At 70.0% G+C, this 22,395-nt stretch carries 22 protein-coding genes; 13 read left to right on the forward strand and 9 right to left on the reverse strand.

Features of this window, described 5'->3' with window-relative positions; all coding sequences use genetic code 11:
* Positions 1-45 precede the first annotated feature (45 nt).
* The 3 genes from AB0J09_RS08735 (at position 46) to truA (ending at position 2,734) form a co-directional block, all read left to right on the forward strand.
* On the forward strand, positions 46-1,062 hold the full coding sequence (locus AB0J09_RS08735; protein ID WP_138670590.1) for a DNA-directed RNA polymerase subunit alpha: 1,017 nt from the start codon (positions 46-48) through the stop codon (positions 1,060-1,062).
* 156 nt (positions 1,063-1,218) lie between these two features.
* Positions 1,219-1,761, forward strand: a complete 543-nt coding sequence (gene rplQ / locus AB0J09_RS08740; protein ID WP_360687319.1) for a 50S ribosomal protein L17 — start codon at positions 1,219-1,221, stop codon at positions 1,759-1,761.
* 73 nt (positions 1,762-1,834) lie between these two features.
* On the forward strand, positions 1,835-2,734 hold the full coding sequence (gene truA / locus AB0J09_RS08745; RefSeq protein WP_360687322.1) for a tRNA pseudouridine(38-40) synthase TruA: 900 nt from the start codon (positions 1,835-1,837) through the stop codon (positions 2,732-2,734).
* Here the strand turns inward: truA and AB0J09_RS08750 are convergent.
* From AB0J09_RS08750 to AB0J09_RS08760, 3 genes are all read right to left on the reverse strand, one after another.
* A complete protein-coding gene (locus AB0J09_RS08750; protein WP_360687325.1) occupies positions 2,699-4,951 on the reverse strand; it encodes a hypothetical protein in 2,253 nt (750 codons plus the stop codon). The genes truA and AB0J09_RS08750 overlap by 36 nt on opposite strands.
* Positions 4,952-5,056: 105 nt before the next feature.
* Entirely contained in the window at positions 5,057-6,220 is a 1,164-nt protein-coding gene (locus AB0J09_RS08755) for a hypothetical protein (protein WP_360687328.1), read from the reverse strand.
* A 75-nt stretch (positions 6,221-6,295) separates the two neighbouring features.
* Complete coding sequence (locus AB0J09_RS08760; RefSeq protein WP_360687331.1) at positions 6,296-7,054, reverse strand: CAP domain-containing protein; 759 nt, start codon at positions 7,052-7,054, stop codon at positions 6,296-6,298.
* A 306-nt stretch (positions 7,055-7,360) separates the two neighbouring features.
* Between AB0J09_RS08760 and rplM the strand changes: the two genes are divergently transcribed.
* From rplM to glmM, 3 genes are read left to right on the forward strand one after another with little or no spacing between them, the layout of a single operon-like run.
* Positions 7,361-7,804, forward strand: a complete 444-nt coding sequence (rplM, locus tag AB0J09_RS08765; protein WP_360687334.1) for a 50S ribosomal protein L13 — start codon at positions 7,361-7,363, stop codon at positions 7,802-7,804.
* Between the two features lie 26 nt (positions 7,805-7,830).
* Positions 7,831-8,355 (forward strand): 30S ribosomal protein S9, encoded by a 525-nt coding sequence (gene rpsI / locus AB0J09_RS08770; RefSeq protein WP_360687340.1) that lies wholly within the window; start codon positions 7,831-7,833, stop codon positions 8,353-8,355.
* A 2-nt stretch (positions 8,356-8,357) separates the two neighbouring features.
* Positions 8,358-9,704: a phosphoglucosamine mutase gene (glmM, locus tag AB0J09_RS08775; RefSeq protein ID WP_360687343.1), complete on the forward strand. Its 1,347-nt coding sequence runs from the start codon at positions 8,358-8,360 to the stop codon at positions 9,702-9,704.
* 45 nt (positions 9,705-9,749) lie between these two features.
* On the opposite strand, the gene AB0J09_RS08780 is transcribed toward glmM, so the two are convergent.
* The 6 genes from AB0J09_RS08780 to coaA all read right to left on the reverse strand — a co-directional run bounded on the left by AB0J09_RS08780 (position 9,750) and on the right by coaA (position 15,194).
* Complete coding sequence (locus tag AB0J09_RS08780) at positions 9,750-10,466, reverse strand: ABC transporter permease subunit (RefSeq protein ID WP_360687346.1); 717 nt, start codon at positions 10,464-10,466, stop codon at positions 9,750-9,752.
* Complete coding sequence (locus tag AB0J09_RS08785; RefSeq protein WP_360687349.1) at positions 10,466-11,380, reverse strand: ABC transporter ATP-binding protein; 915 nt, start codon at positions 11,378-11,380, stop codon at positions 10,466-10,468. Before AB0J09_RS08785 ends, AB0J09_RS08780 begins: the two co-directional genes overlap by 1 nt.
* Positions 11,377-12,237, reverse strand: coding sequence for an ABC transporter permease (locus AB0J09_RS08790; protein WP_360687352.1), 861 nt, complete (start codon positions 12,235-12,237; stop codon positions 11,377-11,379). Before AB0J09_RS08790 ends, AB0J09_RS08785 begins: the two co-directional genes overlap by 4 nt.
* Entirely contained in the window at positions 12,230-13,138 is a 909-nt protein-coding gene (locus tag AB0J09_RS08795) for an ABC transporter ATP-binding protein (protein ID WP_360687355.1), read from the reverse strand. Before AB0J09_RS08795 ends, AB0J09_RS08790 begins: the two co-directional genes overlap by 8 nt.
* A gap of 39 nt (positions 13,139-13,177) precedes the next feature.
* Complete coding sequence (locus AB0J09_RS08800) at positions 13,178-14,104, reverse strand: DUF389 domain-containing protein (protein ID WP_360687358.1); 927 nt, start codon at positions 14,102-14,104, stop codon at positions 13,178-13,180.
* A 187-nt stretch (positions 14,105-14,291) separates the two neighbouring features.
* A complete protein-coding gene (gene coaA / locus AB0J09_RS08805; RefSeq protein WP_360687389.1) occupies positions 14,292-15,194 on the reverse strand; it encodes a type I pantothenate kinase in 903 nt (300 codons plus the stop codon).
* A gap of 195 nt (positions 15,195-15,389) precedes the next feature.
* Here coaA and AB0J09_RS08810 point away from each other — a divergent pair, with 195 nt between their 5' ends.
* The 7 genes from AB0J09_RS08810 (at position 15,390) to AB0J09_RS08840 (ending at position 22,347) form a co-directional block, all read left to right on the forward strand.
* Positions 15,390-16,793 (forward strand): alkaline phosphatase PhoX, encoded by a 1,404-nt coding sequence (locus tag AB0J09_RS08810; RefSeq protein ID WP_360687361.1) that lies wholly within the window; start codon positions 15,390-15,392, stop codon positions 16,791-16,793.
* A 13-nt stretch (positions 16,794-16,806) separates the two neighbouring features.
* On the forward strand, positions 16,807-17,157 hold the full coding sequence (locus AB0J09_RS08815) for a holo-ACP synthase (protein WP_360687364.1): 351 nt from the start codon (positions 16,807-16,809) through the stop codon (positions 17,155-17,157).
* Between the two features lie 116 nt (positions 17,158-17,273).
* On the forward strand, positions 17,274-18,785 hold the full coding sequence (locus AB0J09_RS08820; protein ID WP_360687367.1) for an NAD(P)H-hydrate dehydratase: 1,512 nt from the start codon (positions 17,274-17,276) through the stop codon (positions 18,783-18,785).
* A 29-nt stretch (positions 18,786-18,814) separates the two neighbouring features.
* A complete protein-coding gene (gene alr, locus AB0J09_RS08825) occupies positions 18,815-19,948 on the forward strand; it encodes an alanine racemase (protein ID WP_360687370.1) in 1,134 nt (377 codons plus the stop codon).
* A 45-nt stretch (positions 19,949-19,993) separates the two neighbouring features.
* Entirely contained in the window at positions 19,994-21,124 is a 1,131-nt protein-coding gene (locus tag AB0J09_RS08830) for an alpha/beta hydrolase (protein WP_360687373.1), read from the forward strand.
* Positions 21,121-21,579, forward strand: a complete 459-nt coding sequence (tsaE, locus tag AB0J09_RS08835) for a tRNA (adenosine(37)-N6)-threonylcarbamoyltransferase complex ATPase subunit type 1 TsaE (protein WP_360687377.1) — start codon at positions 21,121-21,123, stop codon at positions 21,577-21,579. Before AB0J09_RS08830 ends, tsaE begins: the two co-directional genes overlap by 4 nt.
* 168 nt (positions 21,580-21,747) lie before the next feature.
* Positions 21,748-22,347: a hypothetical protein gene (locus tag AB0J09_RS08840; RefSeq protein WP_360687380.1), complete on the forward strand. Its 600-nt coding sequence runs from the start codon at positions 21,748-21,750 to the stop codon at positions 22,345-22,347.
* Positions 22,348-22,395: the final 48 nt, after the last annotated feature.

The raw sequence follows: 22,395 nt of genomic DNA on the forward strand, positions 1-22,395 counted from the left end.
GCGTCATATAGCGGGCGCCACACGAAAAAAAGGGGAGACCCACACATGCTGATCGCTCAGCGCCCGACTCTTCTCGAAGAGTCGATTGACGACACCCGGTCCCGGTTCGTCATCGAGCCGCTGGAGCCGGGCTTCGGCTACACCATCGGCAACTCGCTCCGTCGCACGCTGCTGTCGTCCATTCCGGGCGCGGCCGTGACGAGCATCCGCATCGAGGGCGTGCTGCACGAGTTCTCGACCGTCCCCGGGGTCAAGGAAGACGTCACCGACATCATCCTCAACCTCAAGGAACTGGTCGTCTCCTCCGAGCACGACGAGCCGGTCGTGATGTACCTGCGCAAGCAGGGCCCGGGTGAGGTCACCGCCGCCGACATCGCGCCGCCGGCCGGTGTCGAGGTGCACAACCCCGAGCTCCGCATCGCCACGCTCAACGGCAAGGCGAAGCTGGAGATGGAGCTGACCGTCGAGCGCGGTCGCGGCTACGTCTCCGCCGCCCAGAACAAGCAGCCGGGCCAGGAGATCGGTCGCATTCCGATCGACTCGATCTACTCGCCGGTGCTCAAGGTCACCTACAAGGTCGAGGCGACCCGAGTCGAGCAGCGCACCGACTTCGACCGCCTCATCCTCGACGTCGAGACCAAGCCGGCCATGAAGCCCCGCGACGCGGTGGCCTCCGCCGGTAAGACCCTCGTCGAGCTCTTCGGCCTGGCCCGCGAGCTCAACGTCGAGGCCGAGGGCATCGACATCGGCCCGTCGCCGACCGACGCGGCCCTGGCCGCCGACCTGGCGCTGCCGATCGAGGAGCTGAACCTCACCGTTCGCTCCTACAACTGCCTCAAGCGCGAGGGCATCCACACTGTGGGCGAGCTCGTCGCCCGCAGCGAGCAGGACCTGCTCGACATAAGGAACTTCGGCGCCAAGTCGATCGAAGAGGTCAAGCAGAAGCTGCACGAGATGACGCTGGCGCTCAAGGACTCCCCGCCCGGGTTCGACCCGAGCGCGGTGGCTGGGGGCGGCTACGACGACGACGACAGCGCTTACGTCGAGACCGAGCAGTACTGATACTTCCCGCGGTCCTGTCCGCGCGCCTTTCGGAGGGCTGAGGTCCCCGAGGCGATGGGATGCGGGTGAACGTAACGGCGTCGCAGAGAAGCTGCGGCGCCGGCCCGACTTCGGTACCTGGTACGGCCGGGGCGGGTTAACCACAAGGAGAATGAAATGCCCAAGCCCACCAAGGGTGCACGTCTTGGCGGCAGTCCGGCGCACGAGCGGCTGATCCTGGCCAACCTGGCCACCGATCTGTTCCGCCACGGCAAGATCCGCACGACGGTGACCAAGGCCAAGCGCCTGCGTCCGCTGGCGGAGCGCCTGATCACCAAGGCGAAGAAGGGCGACATTCACAACCGTCGCCTGGTCCTGACCGTCGTCAAGGACAAGGGCGTCGTACACCACCTCTTCACCGAGATCGCGACGACGTTCGCCGAGCGTCCGGGTGGCTACACCCGGATCACCAAGGTCGGTCCGCGTAAGGGTGACAACGCCCCGATGGCGGTCATCGAGCTGGTGACCGAGCCGCTGAACGCCGTCACGACCCGCCGCACCGAGGTTCCGGCCGCCGCTACGGCCCCGGCGCCCGCCGCGGAGGAGACCGAGGCCCCCAAGGCCGAGGAGGCCGCTGAGGCTCCCGAGGCCCCCGCCGCGGAGACCGCCGCGGAGGAGGCTCCGGCCGCCGAGGCTGAGGCGAAGAAGGACGAGGCCTGATCTTTCAGGCCAGATAAGACGGGCCCGGACCCCAGTGGGGTGCGGGCCCGTTTTCAGTTGAAGGAGGATCATCGTGGTACGGCTCCGCCTAGACCTCGCGTACGACGGGACCGACTTCTCCGGATGGGCCAGGCAGCCGGGACGCCGCACGGTCCAGGGCGAGATCGAGCAGGCGCTGGGCCGGATCCTGCGCCTCGAAGAGCCCGCCATGCTGACGGTGGCCGGCCGTACCGACGCCGGGGTGCACGCGCGCGGCCAGGTCGCTCACGTGGATGTGCCGGAGGGCTCGCTGGCCGAGCTCGACGGGAACCGCGGGCCGCTGAGCGTCGATGAGCGGCTCTCTGCGCTTGTCAGGCGGCTGGGTGGGGTACTGCCCCCGGACGTACGCGTATTTCGCGTCTCCGTGGCTCCTGAGGGCTTTGACGCACGTTTCTCGGCGATGTTCCGGCGGTACGCGTACCGGGTGAGCGATGCGGCGGGCGGCGTGGACCCGCTGCGGCGGCATGAGGTGGTCTGGCACAACCGGTCCCTGGACGTCGGCGCGCTGAACGCGGCGGCGGCGCGGCTGCTCGGGGAGCACGACTTCGCGGCGTTCTGCAAGAAGCGCGAAGGGGCCACCACGATCAGGGAGCTACAGCGGCTGGAGTGGGTGCGCGAGCCGGACGGGGTGCTGGTGGCGACCGTCGTGGCGGACGCGTTCTGCCACTCGATGGTGCGGGCGCTGGTCGGGTCGCTGCTCTCGGCGGGCGACGGCAGGCGGCCCGCGGAGTGGCCGGGCGAGGTGCTGACGCGGGCCGTACGCGACTCCGGGGTGCACGTCGCGCCCGCGCACGGGCTGTGCCTGGAAGAGGTGGGCTACCCGGCGGAGGCGGAGCTCGCCGCGCGGGCCGAGGCCACGCGGCGAGTGCGTACTGCGTCTGATCGCCGTGAGCCGCAGTCAGCCCTTGGTGACGCGACGTTCCAGGACGAGTGACGTCTGGTCGCGCAACGCCCCGCTGACCTTGGGCAGCGTCTTGTCCTTGGACTCGGGCGTGTGGCCGTCGGCGTACGTGGCGTAGCTGAAGACGATGTAGCGGCCCCACACCAGGCCGGAGGCGTAGCCGCCGGCGATGTGCACGCGTTCGCCGCCCGAGCCCGCGCCGCCGGGGAGCGGACGGAACCAGATGTTGTGTGAGAGGTCCTTGGCCTGGTCGGCGGCGGCGGCCGCGTCCTTGTCCGGGAGGACCGCTATGCCCGTGGTGACGGCGTAGCGGCGCTTGCTGTCGACGTACGTGGCCCTGAGCACGCGGCCGCACTTCTGCTTCCGCAGCGCGTCGGCGAAGGCCCCCGTGGCGACCTTGTCGCAGCTCGTCTCCACGTCGGCCTTGACCCTGGTGAACGTCGTGCCCGCCGCGCTCACCTTCTTCTTCGGGAACGCCTCGGAGAGCGACAACTTCTGCGGGTCGGTCCGCTCGGAGTTGAGGATCGACGTGCCGCCGGGCGCGTCGGTGGGCGCCGCGGACGGTGCGGCGGATGGCGGCTCGGAACTCGCCTGCTCGGACGCGCTGGGCCGGGCCGCGGCCGTGGTGGGCGTCGGGGAGCTCACGGCCTGGTAGGCGAAGAAGCCGCCGGTTGCCACCCCGGCCAGGGCGAGGGCGCCCAGCGTGACGAACAGGGCGCGCTTGCTCCTGCCGGGCGGGGCGGGCGGCGGGGGCGGGGTCTGGAACGGGGGCTGTTTGAACGCTCCACTCGGGAACGCGGGGCCGCCTCCCGGGGGGAGGGACTTCTGGCCCCAGGTGTCGCGGGGGAACGGGAGGTCGGGCAGTTTGGCCTCGGCCGGGGGGTTGGGCGGCCAGACGGGTACGTCGCCGGGCTCCGCCGGGCGGCCCGACGGGTTGGCAGGGTCGGAGAGCGAGACCGGCGGGGTGTCGCGTTCGGCGGCCTTGGGGTCGAAGTAGTGGGCGGGTTGCTTGGTGTCGTGAGGGGACTGCGCCGGTGGCCTTGCGGTGCCCTCGTGGGCGAGTGGCCGGGTCTCCTCCTGCGGCGGGGCGATGGGGGCCGGGAGGGGGGCTCTCGCCTGCTTGGACGGCGGGGCGTCGGCCGGCTTGGCGGCGCTGGAGGCAGGCGGGTGCTGGGCGCCTTCCCGCTGCTGCGGGGGGACGGCTCCCGGCCGCGTGGCTTCCGGCTGCTCAGCCGCTTCCCTTCGCGCTGTTTCCGGGTCGAAGTAGTGGGCCGGGCGGGTGAAGCCCTCCGGGTTGGTGGCGTTCGGGTCGAAGGGGGCGTTCGGGTCGTCGTTGTCGGGCTCGGCCACCAGCTCGCCCGTCGCGGCGGGCCACGGCGGCATGGCGCGCGGGTCGCTGACGGGCGCGGGCCACACCGGCATGCCCGCGGCGGCGGCGGTGAACGCCGGCGGGGGCTCCCAGGGCGGCGCGCCGGGCACGACCGGCTCTACCGGCCAGGCGTCGGGCTCCGCCTCCGCCTCCGGCTCGTCCCAAGGCCGGATCGCGCGTACGTGGCCGGCCCGCGTCTGGTCGGCCCGCTCCGACTCGACCGGCGGATGCTCCGCTTGTCCGAAAGGTGCGCGGCCCAGGTGGTCCGGCTCGGCGGATGGCCGGTCGGCTGGCGGAAGGCCAGATCGGTTCAGCTCGGCGGGTGGCTGGGCGGCCGGTGGAAGGCCAGGGCGGTCTAGCTCGGCGGGTGGCCGGCTGGCCGGTGGAAGGCCCGGGCGGGTCTCGTCGGAGAGCGGGACGAGCGGCCGTAGCCCGCCCGGTCGGGTGGGCTCGGCCTCGTCGAACCAGTCGTACGGCGCGGCGTCGTCTCCGGAGACCTCCCACGGCTGCGCGCCGGGCGCCTCGTCCGGGTCGGGCAGGTTCGGCGGCGGTCCATGGAAGACGGGGATGGCAGGCCGTCCCTCGGCGCCCGCGGACGCCGAGGGGCTGAAGGGCGCCTGCGCCGCGTCGTCGTGCGGCGCGGATGCCGGCCGGCCGGACGAGGCGGACGTCACGTCGTCGGCCGAGCCACGTGCTCTGCCATCGGCGGAGTCACGTGCCTCGCCGTCGGCGGAGCCACGCGCCGCCTCGTCGGCAGGGGCGAACGCCGATGGCGCGTCTTGCTCGCTGATCTGCCCGAAGCTCGGCGGTGGCGTCGCTGGGGCGGCCGAGCTGTCGGCTTCCCTGCGATCGTGCTCGGACCCGGGTTCCTGGCCACGCATAGGGGGGAGCCTAGCGAGAGTAGCGAGATCGTTATGTCGGTATGGGCGTTCCCAGTGGGATCCCGCATCCCGTTTGGCCGCCTAACGCGCACAAAGCCCGTTTTGCTAGAGGGGGCTTCCGGTCAGCGTGCGGTTGTCCAGGGCCTTGAAGACCGTCGCCTTGGTGATGTCGTTGATCGCGGCGAAGACCTGCTTGGAGCCCTTCTTGTCCGGCTTCGTGCCGTCCTTGTTCTGGAACCAGACCATGATCGCGTAGTGGCCGTGCGTCCAGATCTTGGCGCCACCGGCGCCCGAACCGAGCTGTTTGGTGACACTGTCCTTGCCCGCCAGCGGCTTCACGTAGTTGGTCGTGCTGCCGACCTTGGCCACCTTGGCGGCCGACTTGCTGGACTTGAGGTTGGCCACGCCGATCGTGCCGATCACCTTGCCGGCCTTGTCGCGGAAGCTCGCGCGTACGAGCTGGGTGCATTTGCCGTCACTGAGCGCCTTCTTCAGGGCGTCGCCCAGAGCGCCGTCACTGCACTTCTTGTCCTTGCTGGTGACCGTCATCTCGTACGACCGGCCCGAGACGCTGAACCTCCCCTTCTTGCCGAAGATCTCCTTGACCGTGATCGGCTCGGGGTCCGTGGAGCGCTCGGCTGCGAAGCCGTACTTGCCGGGCGGTGCTGACGGGAGCGGCGCGGCGGTCTGGCGCGGGGCGGCGGTCTGGGCGGTGACGGGCTCGTCGGCGTTGTACATCAGCACCAGGCCGCCGCCGAGCAGGCCGAGCACCGCGATGCCGCCGATGGCGAACCACAGCGGGGCGCGCGAGCGCGGGCCCTCGTCGTACGGGCTCCAGCCGATCCGGCTCTGCGGCGCCTTCTCGGGCTTGCTCTGCGGCTCCTTGCCGGAGTCATCGGCGGCGCGGTCGGAGTCATCGACGGCGCGCCTCTTGCGGGAGCGACGGGAACCGCGCGGAGCGTCGGCGTCGCCGGGGGCATCCGGCCCGCCCGGAGCGCCCGGGCCCTCCGGGCCGCCGGGTGCGGCCGGACCGGCGTGAGCACCTCGAGTGCCAGGGCCGCCGGCGTCGCCGGGGCCCCCCGGGCCGCCGGGAAAGCCGGGACCTCCCGGGCCGCCGGGAAAGCCCGGAACTCCCGGGCCGCCGGGAAAGCCTGGACCGCCTTGCGCAGGGGGACCACCCGGACCGCCCTGAGCAGGAGGACCACCCGGATCGCCCTGAGCGCGGCGGCGGCCTTGAGCACCCTGAGCGCCGCCCGCGGGTTGGAACATGCTCCCCATCCCGTAGGGGGCGCCGTTTTCACGTCCTTCGGGAAAACCCATGCGGCGACATTACCGTGATGTGCGTCATCGGGTTCCGAAGTCCTGAGTCCACCATGGCCCGTCCGGGCCGGACGCGACGCCCACGCCGATGGCCTTCAGGCCGCAGTCGAGGATGTTCTTGCGGTGGTCAGGGCTGCCGAGCCAGCCGCTTACCGCCTCTTCGGGGGTGCTGTACCCGGCGCCGATGTTCTCCGCGGCGCCCCAGTGGTATCCGGCGCGCTCCATCCGGTCCCACGGCGAGGAGCCGTCGGGGGAGTTGTGGGCGAGTTGCCTGGTGCGCGCCATCTCCAGCGAGTGCGTACGCGCGGAGCGGGTCAGCCCTCCGTCCACCCTGAGCGCGCCGCAGCCGTGCTTGGACCTGGCGGAGTTGGTGAGCGAGACGACCTTGGCCGCCAGGCCGGGCATCACCTGCACGCCGGTGCTGCCGTCGCTGAGCATCGCCGGGTTGTCCTGGGTGTTGAACCCGGGGATCTGGCCGTCGGGCGTCCTGGTGGCCCTGGGGGTGGTCCTGCCGCGCGGCTGGGCCTTGGTGGTGAGCGTTCTGGGGATCATCTCGGTCTGCTGCTGCGCCTTCTTGGCCGTCGTCGGCGCGGGGTTGGCGGTGGCGGCCGCGGGCGGGATGGTCTCGTTGAGGTAGACGTGGCGGCTCGGCTCGGTGTCGTCGGTCAGCCGGCCGATCAGTACGCCCGTGAACAGCACGGCCATGAGGCAGGCGAGCACCCCCAGGTGATTCCGGCGCCGAGCGCCCTGCTGGGTTTGCCGGGGGTGAGAGTTCTGCCGCATACCGCCGCTAACGATAGGGATGTCTGGTCCTGGGAAAGAAGGGGTCCCAGGGAAACGAAACCGAACCGTTCTGCGGTCAGGTAAGCTCACATCGGGTTACCGGTCATTTTGACCTGTGCGCCGTTGGGCGGGTAGCTTAGGTTCGTTGTGTGCATAGGTCCGTGAGACCAATGCGCGGCGCGTCCGGCGTCATCTCCCGTGTTGAGGAGACGGAAGGTCCGGGCCGTCGTGTGCCCGCACCGACCGACCAATGTAGCTGTCACTTCCGACAGCGCCGAAGACGCGAGCATAAAGAAGGCTACGACCGTGCGCACGTACTCACCGAAGCCCGCCGACGTCCAGCGTCAGTGGTACGTCATCGACGCGACCGATGTCGTGCTGGGCCGGCTGGCCAGCCACGTCGCGACCCTGCTCCGCGGCAAGCACAAGCCGATCTTCGCTCCTCACGTCGACACCGGTGACTTCGTCATCGTCATCAACGCGGACAAGATCGCGCTCAGTGGCAACAAGCTTGAGCAGAAGAAGGCGTACCGCCACTCGGGCTACCCGGGCGGTCTGCGTTCCGTCACGTACGGCGAGCTCATGGAGAAGCGGCCGGACAAGGCCGTCGAGAAGGCCGTGAAGGGCATGCTTCCCAAGAACTCCCTCGGCCGGAAGATGGCGAAGAAGCTGAAGGTCTACGCGGGTCCTGAGCACCCGCACCAGGCCCAGCAGCCGGTGCAGTTCCAGATCACCCAGATCGCCCAGTAGTAGTTCGAAAGATTTAGAGGAGAACCGTGGCTGAGCCCACCGGTGTCGAGACGGCCGTCGTCGAGGCCGAGCTGGAGGACCTCTCCGGCGAGGACTTCCCGTCCGAGTACACCACCGAGTCCGCCGCCAGCGCCGATGTGCCCGTGCGCAAGCCCGTCACTACGGGCAACTCGTACGGCACCGGCCGCCGTAAGGAGGCGATCGCCCGCGTGCGCATCGTCCCCGGCACCGGCAAGTGGACGATCAATGGTCGTTCGCTGGACGTCTACTTCCCGAACAAGGTCCACCAGCAGATCGTCAACGAGCCCTTCGTGGTGCTCGGCGCCGAGGAGGCGTTCGACGTCATCGCGCGCATCGACGGCGGCGGCGTGACCGGCCAGGCCGGCGCGCTGCGCATGGGTCTGTCGCGCGCCCTGGCGATCCTGGACGTCGAGGTCAACCGCCCGCCGCTGAAGAAGGCCGGCTTCCTCACCCGTGACGCCCGCGCCACGGAGCGGAAGAAGTACGGCCTCAAGAAGGCCCGCAAGGCTCCGCAGTACAGCAAGCGCTAAAGTTGGCGCGCCTTTTCGGCACCGACGGGGTCCGTGGGGTCGCCGGCCGCGACCTCACGGCGGAGCTCGCCATGGACCTGTCGGTCGCGGCGGCTCACGTCCTCGGCGATGCCGGCGCGTTCGCCGCCACCGGGCGCCGACCGGTGGCGGTCGTAGGCCGGGACCCGCGTGCCTCGGGAGAGTTTCTCGAGGCCGCCGTGGTCGCCGGCCTCGCGGCGTCTGGTGTGGACGTGCTGCGCCTCGGCGTGCTGCCCACCCCGGCCGTCGCCCACCTCACCGCCGCGCTCGGCGCCGACCTCGGCGTCATGCTGTCGGCCTCGCACAATCCGGCGCCTGACAACGGCATCAAGTTCCTGGCCCGTGGCGGCTTCAAGCTGTCCGACGCGGTCGAGGACGAGATCGAGCGGCGCCTGGGCGAGGAGTGGACCTTTCCCATCGGCTCTGGCGTGGGCCGGGTGCGGGAAGCGTACGGTGAGGCCAACCGGTACATCTCTCACGTGCTGACCACGATGAACGCCGCGCTCGACGGGCTCAACATCGTGGTCGACTGCGCGCACGGGGCCGCGCACATGGTGGCTCCTGAGGCGCTGGTGCGGGCGGGCGCCAGGGTCGAGTCCATCGGCGCCAGGCCCGACGGCCTCAACATCAACGCCGGCCACGGCTCCACCCACCTGGACAAGCTCCAGCAGGTGGTCGTGTCGCGCGGGGCCGACCTGGGCGTGGCCTACGACGGCGACGCCGACCGCTGCCTGGCGGTCGACCACACGGGCGCGATCATCGATGGCGACCACATCATGGCCATCCTCGCCGCCGCCATGCACGGCGAGGGTCTGTTGGCCAAGGACACCGTGGTGGCGACCGTGATGTCCAACCTGGGCTTCAAGCTGGCCATGCGCGATGCGGGCATCACCGTGGTGGAGACCGCGGTGGGCGACCGCTACGTGCTCGCGCGCATGAAGTCCGAGGGCTACAACCTGGGCGGGGAGCAGTCGGGCCACGTCATCATGCTCGACCACGCGACCACCGGCGACGGCCTGCTCACCTCGCTCCACCTGCTGGGCGTGGTGGCCAAGTCGGGCGTTTCGCTGAAGGAGCTGGCCTCGGTGATGACGCCGCTGCCGCAGATCCTGATCAACGTCAAGGGCGTGGACAAGGGCAAGTCCTCGGCTCCCGACCTGCTGGCCGCCGTCGCGGCGGCGGAGGCGGAGCTGGGGGAGACCGGCCGGGTCCTGATCAGGCCGAGCGGCACGGAGCCGATGATCCGGGTCATGGTGGAGGCCGCGTCGGAGGAGCACGCCACCCAGGTGGCGGACCGCCTCGCCGACGTCGTACGTACGGCCTGCGCCTGAGCGACGCTTCGAACGGCCCGCGGGGTGACCCCGCGGGCCGTTCGCTTATTCGTCCCCGGTGAGCGAGAAGACCCGGAGTCGCCGGCCGGCCCACATGACGCCGACGACCGTGACGACGACGAGGGCGGGTACGGCGAAGCTCAGGGCGACGTCGGTCTTGAGAAAGGCCGAGTCGGAGATCTGGTCGGCGACCGATTGGCCCCACTGCTGGATCGAGAACTTGCGTGCGCCCGGGATGAACCCGCCCACCACGCTCTCCCAGACCAGCGCGTAGATGATGCCGATCGTGACCGCGTGCCGGGTGATGACGCCCAGCAGGAGGAAGACGGCGGCGTAGGCGACGCCGGCCACCAGGGCTCCCAGCGCGAAGCCCGGGGCGATGCCGTCCTCGTTGCCGGCCAGGATCCAGGCCGCCAGATATGTGGGCACGGCGCCGAACAGGGCCATCAGCGAGGCCGCCACCAGGAACTTCGTCTGGACGATGACCGGACGGGAGATCGGCTTGGACATCAGATGGATGATCGTGCCGTCGTCGATCTCCGGGGCGATGACGCCCGTGCCGGCGATCAGGCCCAGCAGGGGGAGCACGGTGCTGATGGCGAAGCTCTGCATCAGGTTGACGGCCATTCTCTGGTCGTCTCCGCCGAGTATGCGGAAGAGCACCGCCAGGCCGATCAGGGCCAGCGGAAGCAGGAGGAGCAGGATGATCCGTCGGCGTCCGAGCAGGGCCCGATAGGTGATCCCCGCGACTATTGGATTCATCAGGTGCTCCGGTTGATCAGGTAGGAGAAGACGCTCTCCAGGTCCTCGTCCGCCGGGGAGACCTGGTGCAGGTGTACGCCTTCCGCCTGAGCCACCCGGGGGAGGAGCCGGGCGAAGCGGCGGAACTCGGCGGCCTGGACCTCCAGGCCGTCCGGGCGAAGGGTGATGCCGCCCGTCGATTGGTCGCGGATGAGGGCGGCGGCGAGCTTCCTGTCGTCGCTCGAACGGATCATGAACAGGTGGGGCCTGTCGGTCATCAGGCGCCTGATCTCGCGGAAGTTGCCCGACGCCGCGTGCCGCCCCGCCACCAGGACCTCGATGTGCTGGGCGACCCGTTCGACCTCCTCCAGGATGTGGGAGCTGAACAGGATCGTCTTGCCCGCCGTGCCCATGGCCCGGATCAGGTCCATGAGGTGGAGCCGCTGGCGCGGGTCCATGCCGTTGAACGGCTCGTCGAGCAGGAGCACCGGCGGGTCGTGGACGAGCGCCGCGGCCACTTTGACGCGCTGGCGCATGCCCTTCGAGTACGTCTCCACGCGGCGGTCCTTGGGCTCCTCCATCTCGACCGTGGCCAGGGCCTTGCGGGCCGCCTCGACCGGGTCGCTCAGTCCGTGGAGGCGGGCGGCGGAGAGGACGAACTGCCAGCCGGTGAGGAAGCCATACACGCCCTCCCGTTCCGGGACCAGACCGATATTTCGGTAAATGTGATGGTTCTTCCAAACCTGGGTCCCGTCCAGCGTGACCGAACCGCTCGACGGGGCCAGGAAGCCCGCCATCATGTGGAGGAGCGTGGACTTGCCCGCTCCGTTGGGGCCGAGCAGGCCAGTGACGCCGGGGCCGATCGTCATCGTGACGTCGTTGACCGCCACCACGTTGCCGTACCAGCGGGAAACCTGCGACAGCTCGATCTTCACCGTGAGGCCGCCTTCCTGTAGCGCAGCGCGAGGGCGACCAGGGCGAGCCCCACCAGCACCACGAGGATCGCCGCCGAGGCCGGGCCACTTGGGTAGGCGGCGCTCTCGATGGAGTGCGGCGGGGTGTTGAACAGCCAGGACTGTACGGAGTCCACCAACCAGAACGGGTTGGCCAGCCAGGCCCAGGCGGCCGCGGACTCGTAGCCAGAGGAGTAGAGCGTCCCGTAGATCAACGGCACCGACGCCGACGACAGCAGGTAGACGACGATCACCGAGGCCACCCCGAGCCCGCGCCGAGGCGTGAACGAGGCCAGCGCCAGCCCGAACGCCGACAGCAGCACCGCCAGCACCAGTGCCATGACCAGCGCGCCGAGGAACTCCCCGGTGGCCGGTGGCCCGGGCATGTCCACCACCAGTTCGCCGACGTAGATCAACGTCAGCGGCACGGCCAGCAGCAGGAACAGCGCCACGGTCATCGCCGCCACCTTGGCGCCCACGTACTCGGCGATCGAGACCGGACGCGACAGGTAGAGCGGCAGCACGCGGTAGCGCAGGTCGGGCGCGACGACGGTGGGCGCCTGTGAGGCCAGGAAGACCGCCACGACGGCCTGCATGATGACGGCGTAGGCGCTGTAGGGGAGGATGCGCTGCTGGGCCAGGGCCATCGTCGCGACGGACACGACCGCCGGCAGGAGCATGATGACGAAGAGGGAGAACGGCATGATCTTGCTGCGGGCGGTGCGCCCGAGCCCGAAGATGCCGCGCAGGCTGTGCACGGCCAGCGCGCGCGTCGAGTGGCCGCGGCCCAGCCGGACCCCGTCGTAGTGGCGGTAGCCGATGTCGTAGATCTCAGACACCTGCGACCTCCTCCCTGAAGACGTCCTCGATGCGGTGGCGTCCCTGCTCGAGGCGGATGAGGCAGAGGTCCAGGTCGACGGCCGCGTCCCTGATCGCGTCGAACGTCTCGGGCCCGAGCACCTTGACCACCAGCATGCGGCCCTGCTGCGAGACCGTCTGCCCGACCTCGGTCAGGCGGGCGGCCAGCGGCTCCAGGCCCTCATCGACCTCGACCGTGACGGTCTGCGTGGCCTGGGTGAACTCGCCGATCGCGGACGAGCGCAGCAGCCGCCCGGCGTCGATGACGATCACGTGGTCGCAGATGCGTTCGAGCTCGCCCAGCAGGTGGGAGGTGACCAGCACGCTGATGCCGAACTCGGTGCCGATGCGCCTGATCAGCGTCAGCATCTCGTCGCGGCCGCGCGGGTCGAGGCCGTTGGTGGGCTCGTCGAGGAAGATCAGCTTGGGGTCGTGCACGAGGGCCTGGGCCAGCTTGACGCGCTGCTTCATGCCCGTGGAGTAGCCCCCGACGGCACGGTAGCGCTCTTCTGCCAGGCCGACGTGGCGGAGCACGTCGGCCGCGCGCTCGCGGGCGGCAGCGCGCGGCAGGCCGGACATCTGTGCGAGGTGGACGACTAACTCGGTGGCGGAGACGTCGGGCGGGAGGCATTCGTGCTCGGGCATGTAGCCGACGAGCCTGCGAATCTCGGCGCCCTGCGCGGTCACGTCGAGATCGAGCACCTTGGCGGTGCCGCTGGTGGGCGGCAGCAGACCGAGCAGGATCTTGATCAGTGTCGACTTGCCCGCGCCGTTCGCCCCGACCAGACCGGTGACCCCGGGTCCCACGGTGACCGTGAGTTGATCGACCGCGGTGACGGTGGGGAAGCGTTTGGTCAGCCCCTCGGTGGCGAGGATGTGCATGTGCCTGACCGTACCCGGCGCGCGGGGCCGACGCCTCGTTCAGACGGATGAACGCCGTCCTACTTGAGGCCAGAATTTCCGCTGGACCAGCAGCGTGCCGGTGCCCGCGATGACCATGCCGAGGATGTTGACCGCCAGCTGCGACACCGAGCCGGAGACCTCGTTCCAGTCGCCCAGTGCCAGCGCGACGGCCACGTAACCGGCCGCGGGCACCGTGGTGACCGAGATGAAGACGCCGACCAGGGCCGACGACTTGCCCGCCGTGATCGACAGCACCCCGGCCGCGCCGGCCAGCAGCGCCACGATGAACGACCACCGGTCCGGCTTGACGATGAACTGGACCTCCTCGTTCCTGGCGAGGTTGCCGATGTCGATCCAGCCCAGCCAATTAGAGACCAGCGCGCAGGCGAACGTGATCGCGATCGCCGCCGCGAACCCGACGACGAGCGTCCTGAACGAGGCGATGATCAGGTGCCACCTGGCGTGCAGCAGGCCGAAGCAGATGGCCGCGACCGCGCCGAACTCCGGCCCGAGCACCATCGCGCCGACGATCAGGATGGGCGAGTTCTGCAGGATGCCGATGCCCGCGATCTGGGTGGCGATGGCCAGGAACGTGAGGTACGCCCACGTGATGCGGGAGTCGGCGCGCACCTTGTGCGCTAGTTCCTCCCACACCACGGCGTCGTCGGGGTCGCCCGGCGCCTCGTCCACCGCGTGGGTCGCGGCGCTGGACAGCGACAGGTCCACCTGCTCGATGGCGATGGAGCCCTCCGTCTCCAGCCACTTGAGTCTGCCCAGCACCTCGTTCGCCGACTCGCGTGCCGCGTCGCAGAGGATCAGGTCGCCGCTCGGCTCGCGGGCCGCGCCGGGCAGGACGACGATGTTGGTGACGCCTGGGCAGTCCTCCAACACCGTCGTCGCCTCTTCGGTGCGTGCGGCGGGGCTGATCAGTCGGAGATGAAGCACGCACGCCATTGTGGTCTATCGCGGTTGATGCCGTATTGACCCATCCGTGCCCGCCTTCCTGTCCCTTCTGTACTTCGGCAGGCGTCCTTTGGGCGGGGAAGGGAGGCGGGACGTGTCTCGTGGACCGTCAGTACTCCGGCTGGGCCCCTTTGGTGGCGGGTGGCGTTCGGGACGCGTAAGGAGGTCGTCAGGTCTGGCGGAGGCGTACTCGTCTGACCGAGTGGTCGGCGCCCTTCTTGAGCACGAGGTCGGCGCGGCCCCTGGTGGGGGCGATGTTCTCGACCAGGTTGCGCTCGTTGATGTCGCGCCAGACGTTGACCGCGAAGGCCGTGGCCTCGTCGTACGAAAGCTCCGCGATGTACCGGAAGTACGACTTCGGGTCCTCGAAGGCGGTGCGGCGGAGCTTGTGGAAGCGGTCGACGTACCAGGTGCGGATGTCCTCGACCTTGGCGTCCACGTAGATGGAGAAATCGAAGTAGTCGTTGACCGCGAGGGAGGTGGGCGGGGCCGGTTGGAGGACGTTGAGCCCTTCGATGATCAAGATATCCGGATTTTTCACGATTTGGGTGACGCCGGGCACGATGTCGTACTCCAGGTGGCTGTAGACCGGCGCGTGCGCCTCCGCCGACCCCGCCTTCACCTCAGCCACGAACCTGACCAGCGCCCTGCGGTCATAGCTCTCCGGGAAGCCCTTGCGATGCATGATGCCCTTGGCCTCCAGCATCGCGTTCGGATAGAGGAAGCTGTCGGTGGTGATCAGCTCCACGTGCGGGTGCTCGGGCCAGCGGGCCAGCAGCGTGTGCAGCAGCCGCGCCGTCGTCGACTTGCCCACGGCGACGCTGCCCGCGATGCCGAGGATGTACGGCACGCGCTGCTCGGGATGGCCGAGGAACGCGCTCAGCACGCTGCTGCGCTGCTTGGACCCGGTGAAGTGCAGGTTGAGCAGCCGGGTGAGGGGGAGGTAGATGTCGGTGACTTCGGTGAGATCGATGGGATCGTCGAGGCCGCGTAGCTCTTCCAGCTCGTCTGCGGTGAGAGTCAAGGGCGTGTTCTTGCGGAGCTCGCTCCACTGCTCCCTGCTCAGTTCCACGTAGCCGTTGTTCACCTAGGCAGCGTAGCGATGAGGAACAAACCGGATCATGGTCGGGGCTCTCCCCACGAGATCCACAGCCTGTGGATAAAGACGTGGGATTACCGAGACTCAGTTCGGGGAAGGAAGATGCGCCTTGGCGAATGGCGGATATGAGGCTGTGCCTGAGGCTACTGTTCGGGGCTGGGAGGTCTCATGGACCGTCGTCGCTTCATCGCCAATGTGTTCGCCGTCGCCGGGCCTTTCGCCGGAGTCGCCTGCGCGGGAGCGCAGGGAGGCGTCAAGCCGGTACAGGGGTACGGGCGGCTGAGGCCCGTAAAAGATCTACGTGACGGAAAGGTGCGGCTGCACCTGCCCGACGGGTTCAAGTACCGCTCCTTCAGCGCCGCGGGCGAGAAGTTCAGCGACGGATCGGCCGTGCCGGGCAGGCACGACGGCATGGCGGCCTTTTCCGGGCCGCACGGCAGCGCCATCCTCATCCGCAACCACGAGGTCAACGGCCCCGTCGGCGCGTTCGGCGACAAGAACAAGGCGTACGACCCGATGGCCGGGGGCGGCACCTCGACACTACGCGTCACCCGATACGGCGAGGTGATCCAGAGCGCTCCCTCGCTGAACGGCACCATGATGAACTGCTCGGGCGGCCCCATGGCGTGGCGGGCATGGGTGAGCTGCGAGGAGACGGTCAACGGCCCCGACGTGGCCGGCGACTTCTCCGGCGGCGACAACTCCAAGCTCACGCAGAAGCACGGCTACATCTTCGAGGTGCCGGTCAACGGCGCCGCGACCGCCAGGCCGATCAGGTCGGCCGGCCGGTTCCCGCACGAGTCGGTGGCGTTCGACCCCTCGACGGGCGCGCTCTACATGACCGAGGACAACTTCTCCTTCCCCTCTGGGTTCTACCGGTACCTGCCACCGAAGCACCCCGTACAGGCCGGGCGGCTGCTCGACGGGGGCAGGCTGCAGATGCTCGCCGTCAAGGGCGCCAAGCGCAAGGACCTGTCCGTGGGACAGCAGCCGGGGACGGCGTACGAGACCGTCTGGGTGGACATCGACGAGCCTGACCCGACCTTCACCGGCAGGCCGGATTACGACGAGGCTGTACAGGCCGTGGGCCGGCAGGGGCGCGAGGCGGGGGCGGCCATCTTCTCCAGGCTGGAGGGGACCGTCTTCCATCAGGGCGTCGTGTACTTCGTCTCCACTCAAGGCGGGGCCACCGCGCAGGGCGACACGCCGCCGGCCGGGTTCGGGAAGGGGCGGGGGCAGGTGTGGGCGTACGAGACGTGGAGCGGGCGGCTCAAGCTCGTCTACGAGTCGCCGCGCTCGGCCGTGCTCGACCTGCCGGACAACGTGACCGCCAGCAGGCGCGGCACGCTCGTGCTGTGTGAGGACGGCGACGGCGACAACTACCTCCGCGGGCTCACGAAGTCGGGGGAGATCTTCGACTTCTGCCGCCTGGAGCCGATCTCCGGCGATCCTGGTGCGGAGTTCGCGGGCTCGACGTTCGGGCCCGGCGGTCACACGCTGTACGTCAACGTGCAGGCCAAACAGGGCAGGTCCTTCGCCATCTGGGGTCCGTGGGAGCGAGGGCTGTTCTGAGTACGCTTGGGTGATGATCCTGGGCATCGGCGTGGACGTTGTGGACATCGCCCGCTTCGAGGCGTCGCTGGAGCGGACACCGCGGCTCAGGGAGCGGCTGTTCACCGAGGCCGAGCGGGAGCTGCCGGTGCAGTCGCTGGCCGCCAGGTTCGCCGCCAAGGAGGCCGTGGCCAAGGCGCTCGGCGCCCCGGCGGGGCTGGACCACCGCGAGGCCGAGGTGCGCCGCGACGAGGCCGGCAAACCGGAGCTGCGGATCACCGGCAGGGCCGCGGAGGTCGCGTACGACCTCGGGGTGAAGCGGTGGCACATCTCACTCAGCCACGACGCGGGCGTGGCCGTGGCCTATGTGATCGCGGAGGGATAGCTTCGGATCATGCGCGCGAAGGAGTGCCGTCGCCTGGAGGAGCGGCGGGAGCGAAGCGACCAGAGCGGGGGAAGGCGGCGGCATATGGCGACCGAGCAGCCGAACGGAGTGAGGCCATGAAGACTGCCTACACCGCCGACCAGATCCGGGGCGCCGAGCACGAGTTGATGGCGCGGCTGCCCCCGGGCACGCTCATGCAGCGAGCCGCCTCGGGGCTCGCCGCCGTCTGCGCCGACCTCTTGGGCAGGGTGTACGGCAAACGCGTCGTGCTCCTCGTCGGCAGCGGCGACAACGGCGGTGACGCGCTCTACGCGGGCGAGCGCCTGGCCAGACGCGGCGCCTGGGCGGGCGCGATCCTGGCCGGGTCGAAGACGCACGAGGCCGGGCTCGCCGCGTTCCGTCAGGCCGGGGGGCGGGTCGTCGACCGGGCCTCTCTGGAGGACGCGGACCTGATCATCGACGGGCTCGTCGGGATCGGGGCCACTGGGGCGCTGCGGGAGCCGTACCGGGAGCTCGTCGAGGAGGCGAACGCGGCCCGCGGCCTCATCGTGGCGGTGGACGTGCCCAGCGGGGTGGACGCGAGCAGCGGGCGGGTGGACGGCACGGCGGTGCGGGCCCGGGTGACCGTGACCATGGGGGCGTACAAGACGGGGCTGCTCGTCGATCCGGGCGCCGAGCAGGCGGGGAGGGTCGAGCTCGTGGACATCGGGCTTGGCGCGTACCTGCCCGACCCCGACGTCGCGGCGCTGACCTCGGCCGACGTGGACGTCATGCTGCCGCGTCCGGGCAAGGAGTCGGACAAGTACCGCAGGGGTGTGCTGGGCGTCGCGGCGGGGAGCGACCTGTTCACCGGTGCCGCCGTGCTGGCCGTGGGGGGCGCGCTGCGGGCCGGGGCGGGGATGGTGCGGTACGTGGGGCCGAGCGCGCCGGTCGCGCAGGTGCGTTCGCACTGGCCCGAGGCGGTGGTCACCGAGCTGGACCGGCCTTCGATCGACGACGTGGGGCGGGTGCAGGCCTGGGTGATCGGGCCTGGGCTGGGCACCGGGGAGTGGGCGCACGAGCTGGTCGCCGGCGTGCTCGCGTCCAACGTGCCCGTGCTGATCGACGCCGACGGGCTGACGGTGGTGGCCCGGGATCGGGCGCTGCTGCGGCGGTCCGCGCCTGTCTTGATCACGCCGCATGCCGGGGAGCTGGCGCGGCTCATCCGCGTCGACCGCGACGCCATCGAGGCGGCCCGGCTGGAGCACGCTCGGCGGGCCGCGGGCGAGCTGGGGGTGACCGTGCTGCTCAAGGGATCCACCACGGTGGTGGCCGAGGACTCCCGGCCGGTGCGGGTGAACGCCACCGGCACGTCCTGGCTGGCCACCGGGGGGACCGGTGACGTGCTGTCGGGTGTGGCGGGGGCACTGCTCGCCCAGGGGTTGAGCTGTTACGACGCGGGGTCTTGCGGGGCATACCTGCACGGGCTCGCCGGCCGCCTCGCCGCCGACGGCGCCCCCCTGGCCGCCGCCGATGTGGCCTCGGCGGTCCCGGAGGCGATTCGCTTGATGAGCGGCGCGAAGACAGGGGTGGAAGTCGGTCGTCATGGGGGCGTCAGGGGTGGAAATCGCGCTCGACCACGTGCGTGAGCTGCCACACTAGAAGGATGTACTCCCCGATGGCCACCCCAGCCGAGGCACGGGTCGACCTGGACGCGATCAGGCACAACGTGGCCCTGCTCAAAGAACAGGCCGGCGGCGCTGAGTTGATGGGCGCTGTCAAGGCCGACGCGTACGGGCATGGCCTCGTGCCGGCGTCCGAGGCCGTGCTGGAGGGCGGGGGGAGCCGGCTGGGCACCGCCTTCGTCAGGGAGGCGCTCGCACTCAGAGAGGGCGGCGTGACCGCGCCGATCCTGGCGTGGCTCATCACGCCGGGCGAGCCGCTGGACGAGGCGCTCGCCAACGACATCGAGCTGTCGGCCTCCGACGAGAAACTGCTCGCGGAGATCGCCGCGGCGGCCCGGCGTACGAGGCGCGTCGCCAAGCTGCATCTGGAAGCGGACACCGGTATGAGCAGGGGCGGCGCCCCGCTGGCCGGCTGGCCGGGGCTGCTGGATCAGGCGATGCGGCTGCGGGCCGAGGGCGTGATCGAGATCGTCGGGCTCTGGTCCCACTTCGCGTGCGCCGACATCCCCGGCCACCCGTCGATCGGGCAGCAGCTGGAGGCGTACAAGACGGCGCTGAAGATGGCCGAGCAGGTGGGCGCGGCGGGCTCCGACGTGATCAGGCACCTCGCCAACTCGGCCGCCACCGTGACCCTCCCCGAGGCGCACTTCGACATGGTCAGGACGGGCATCGCGATGTACGGCCTGAGCCCCATCCCCGAGCTGGGCGACTTCGGCCTCCGGCAGGCGATGACGCTCGTGGCGCAGATTGGCCTGGTCAAGCGGGTGCCGGAGGGTTCGGGTGTGTCATACGCTCACCTCTACGTCACCGAGCGCGAGACCACGCTGGGCCTCGTGCCGCTCGGATACGCGGACGGCATTCTCAGGCACGCGACGGGGCGGGCCGAGGTGCTGGCGGGCGGGCGGCGCAGGTTGATCGCCGGCCGGGTGTGCATGGACCAGTTCATGATCGACATGGGGGACGACCCCCTGTCGGCAGGGGACGAGGTCGTGCTGTTCGGGCCAGGTGACGGGGGCGAGCCGACCGCTCAGGAGTGGGCGGATACTCTCGGCACGATCACGCATGAGATCGTGACCAGGATCGGCTCGCGCGTGCCGCGGGTCTACGAGCACAGGCGTTCGGAGTGACGACGGGCACCTCCCGGCGGGCATGAGCGGAGAAGGATCGGGGACATGACGACGACGACAACACGGCGCAGGGTAGGAATCGCCGGCGCGCTCGTCGGTGCGGCTTCCGCCGGTGTCGCGGCGGCGGCGCTGGCCAAGCGCTACGCGGTCGGCCGGATCAGGCTGCGCCCCGACGCCGAGGCCAGCGAGCCGTTCGGTGAGCTGCGGGGGAGGGAGCGCACGCTCGTCACCTCCGACGGTAGGGCGCTGCATGTAGAGATCGACGGGCCCGAGGAGCGAAGGAGCTCGGGGGGAGAGAGCGAGAGTAACGATGCCAACGAGCCCCGAAGCGGTCGCGACCATGAGGACGACGCGGCGTTGACCGTCGTGCTCTGTCACGGCTACTGCCTCAGCCTGGAGTCCTGGCACTACCAGCGCAAGGACCTGCGCGAGAACTACCGCATCGTGCTGTGGGACCAGCGCTCCCACGGGCGCTCGGAGCGCGCGGGCGCCGACGGCAGCACGATCGACCGGCTGGGCGACGACCTGGCCGAGGTGATCGAGCGGTTCGTGCCGGGCCCGTGCGTGCTGGTCGGCCACTCCATGGGCGGCATGACGATCATGGCGCTGGCCGACCGCCATCCCGGGCTGTTCGAGGACAAGATCCGCGGTGTGGCGCTCATCGCCACCTCGGCGGGCAAGCTGGCCGAGCTCACGCTGGGCCTGCCCGCGATGGTGTCCAAGGCGGTGCACAAGATCGCGCCCACCACGATCTCGATGCTGGGCAAGCGCGGCGCACTGGTCGACCGCACCCGTAGCGTGGGCAGTGACATCGCGTTCCTGATGACCCGCTACATGGGCTTCGGCGACTCCAAGAACGTCAGCCCGACCGTGGTCGACTTCGCCGAATCGATGATCAGGGCGACGCCGACCGAGGTGTTCGCCGACTTCTACCCCGCGCTGATGAACCACGACAAGCTCTCCGCGCTCCACATGCTCGACTCGGTGCCCACCGCGATCCTGGTGGGCGAGCGCGACTGGCTGACCCCGCCCGACCACAGCAAGGCCATCGCGGCCGCGCTGCCGAAGGCGCACCTCACCGAGGTGCCCGACACGTCCCATCTGATTCAGCTGGAGCGGCCGGGCGTGGTCAACGACGCGCTGCGCGACCTGCTCAAGAGGGTGGAGTTGCAGTGAGGCTCGCGACCGCCGAGGACATGCGCGCGTACGGCGCTCGACTGGCCGCGCTGCTGCGCCCGGGAGACCTGCTCATCCTGTCGGGCTCGCTCGGCGCGGGCAAGACCACGCTCGTGCAGGGCATCGCCGAAGGGCTCAAGGTACGCGGCCCCATCACGTCGCCCACGTTCGTGATCGCCCGGGTGCATCCTTCGCTGCGCCAGGGGCCGCCGCTCGTGCACGTGGACGCGTACCGGCTGGGCGGCGACCTCGAGGTGGACGACCTCGACCTGGACGCCTCGCTGGAGGAGTCCATCACCGTCGTCGAGTGGGGCGAAGGGCTGGTCGAGGGCCTGGCCGACGACTGGCTGGAGATCCACATCGACCGCGAGGCCGGCGAGGAGGCCCGCCTCGTGACTCTGCGAGGCGTGGGCCCCAGGTGGGCCGACACGCCGTCTGAACCGCTGGAAGACTAAAACGCCGGTCATTTTTCGGCAATCCTGGCACCCTTGACGTACCAGGCCAACGACATAAATCATGATCGTTGGTCAGGGATTGGCCCAGATTTTCTGGGTATCAGGAGGGGCGACATCCATAGTTTTGGTGGATGCTGGGTTGCAAAACGGCAAAGTGGGGTGCGGCCGGTGCTCGGGATCAGGCGAGTCGCTTACGCGGGAGCCATCGTCGTGGTCGGTCTGACCGGCTGCGCGGCCTCCGCCGAAACCAATCCAACAGGCACACCCACGGCCACCCCCACAGCCGGGGGCACAGCCACGCCGACCGCCACCACGACGAGCAGCCCGCAGCCCACCGTCACCAGGCAGACCATCTCGGTCCAGCTCAACCCCGACCGCATCACCGCCGGCGAGACCTCCAAGGTGTGGATCCTGGCCAACTGCCCCGTCCCGACCGGTGGCCCCGCGCACACCGGCACCGCGACGTCCAAGGCGTTCATCAACGGCGTCGTGCTCAACCCGGTCCCCGCGGCGTCGGTCACACCCACCGCGACAGCCACGCCCGCCAACGGCTCGCCCTGGGTACGCGGCGAGGCGCAGGTCTCAGGAACGGTCCGGCGCGGCTCCTACCGGGTCGACGTCAAGTGCGACGGCACCAACGACATGGGCCGGGCCACGCTCAGAGTCGCCGCGGCCGAGCCCGTATCGTCCACCGTGCCGAGCAAGGCGCCCAAGGCGGGCGTCCGACTTCTTCCGCAATGTCGTCATCTGAACGAGCTCTTCGCATAAATCGTCGAATAACCGGTATACCCATCTGTTTGGATCACCGCTTGTGGT

Source organism: Nonomuraea sp. NPDC049784, assembly GCF_040659615.1.
Lineage (GTDB): Bacteria > Actinomycetota > Actinomycetes > Streptosporangiales > Streptosporangiaceae > Nonomuraea.

What these genes read in the sequence shown, in the direction of transcription:
- rplQ (WP_360687319.1), top strand. Translation starts at nt 1,219, where the DNA reads ATGCCCAAGCCCACCAAGGGTGCACGTCTTGGCGGCAGTCCGGCGCAC.
- AB0J09_RS08830 (WP_360687373.1), top strand. Translation starts at nt 19,994, where the DNA reads ATGACGACGACGACAACACGGCGCAGGGTAGGAATCGCCGGCGCGCTC.
- AB0J09_RS08750 (WP_360687325.1), bottom strand. Translation starts at nt 4,951, where the DNA reads ATGCGTGGCCAGGAACCCGGGTCCGAGCACGATCGCAGGGAAGCCGAC.
- alr (WP_360687370.1), top strand. Translation starts at nt 18,815, where the DNA reads ATGGCCACCCCAGCCGAGGCACGGGTCGACCTGGACGCGATCAGGCAC.
- AB0J09_RS08760 (WP_360687331.1), bottom strand. Translation starts at nt 7,054, where the DNA reads ATGCGGCAGAACTCTCACCCCCGGCAAACCCAGCAGGGCGCTCGGCGC.
- AB0J09_RS08820 (WP_360687367.1), top strand. Translation starts at nt 17,274, where the DNA reads ATGAAGACTGCCTACACCGCCGACCAGATCCGGGGCGCCGAGCACGAG.
- AB0J09_RS08780 (WP_360687346.1), bottom strand. Translation starts at nt 10,466, where the DNA reads ATGAATCCAATAGTCGCGGGGATCACCTATCGGGCCCTGCTCGGACGC.
- AB0J09_RS08810 (WP_360687361.1), top strand. Translation starts at nt 15,390, where the DNA reads ATGGACCGTCGTCGCTTCATCGCCAATGTGTTCGCCGTCGCCGGGCCT.
- AB0J09_RS08815 (WP_360687364.1), top strand. Translation starts at nt 16,807, where the DNA reads ATGATCCTGGGCATCGGCGTGGACGTTGTGGACATCGCCCGCTTCGAG.
- AB0J09_RS08795 (WP_360687355.1), bottom strand. Translation starts at nt 13,138, where the DNA reads ATGCACATCCTCGCCACCGAGGGGCTGACCAAACGCTTCCCCACCGTC.
- AB0J09_RS08755 (WP_360687328.1), bottom strand. Translation starts at nt 6,220, where the DNA reads ATGTTCCAACCCGCGGGCGGCGCTCAGGGTGCTCAAGGCCGCCGCCGC.
- AB0J09_RS08735 (WP_138670590.1), top strand. Translation starts at nt 46, where the DNA reads ATGCTGATCGCTCAGCGCCCGACTCTTCTCGAAGAGTCGATTGACGAC.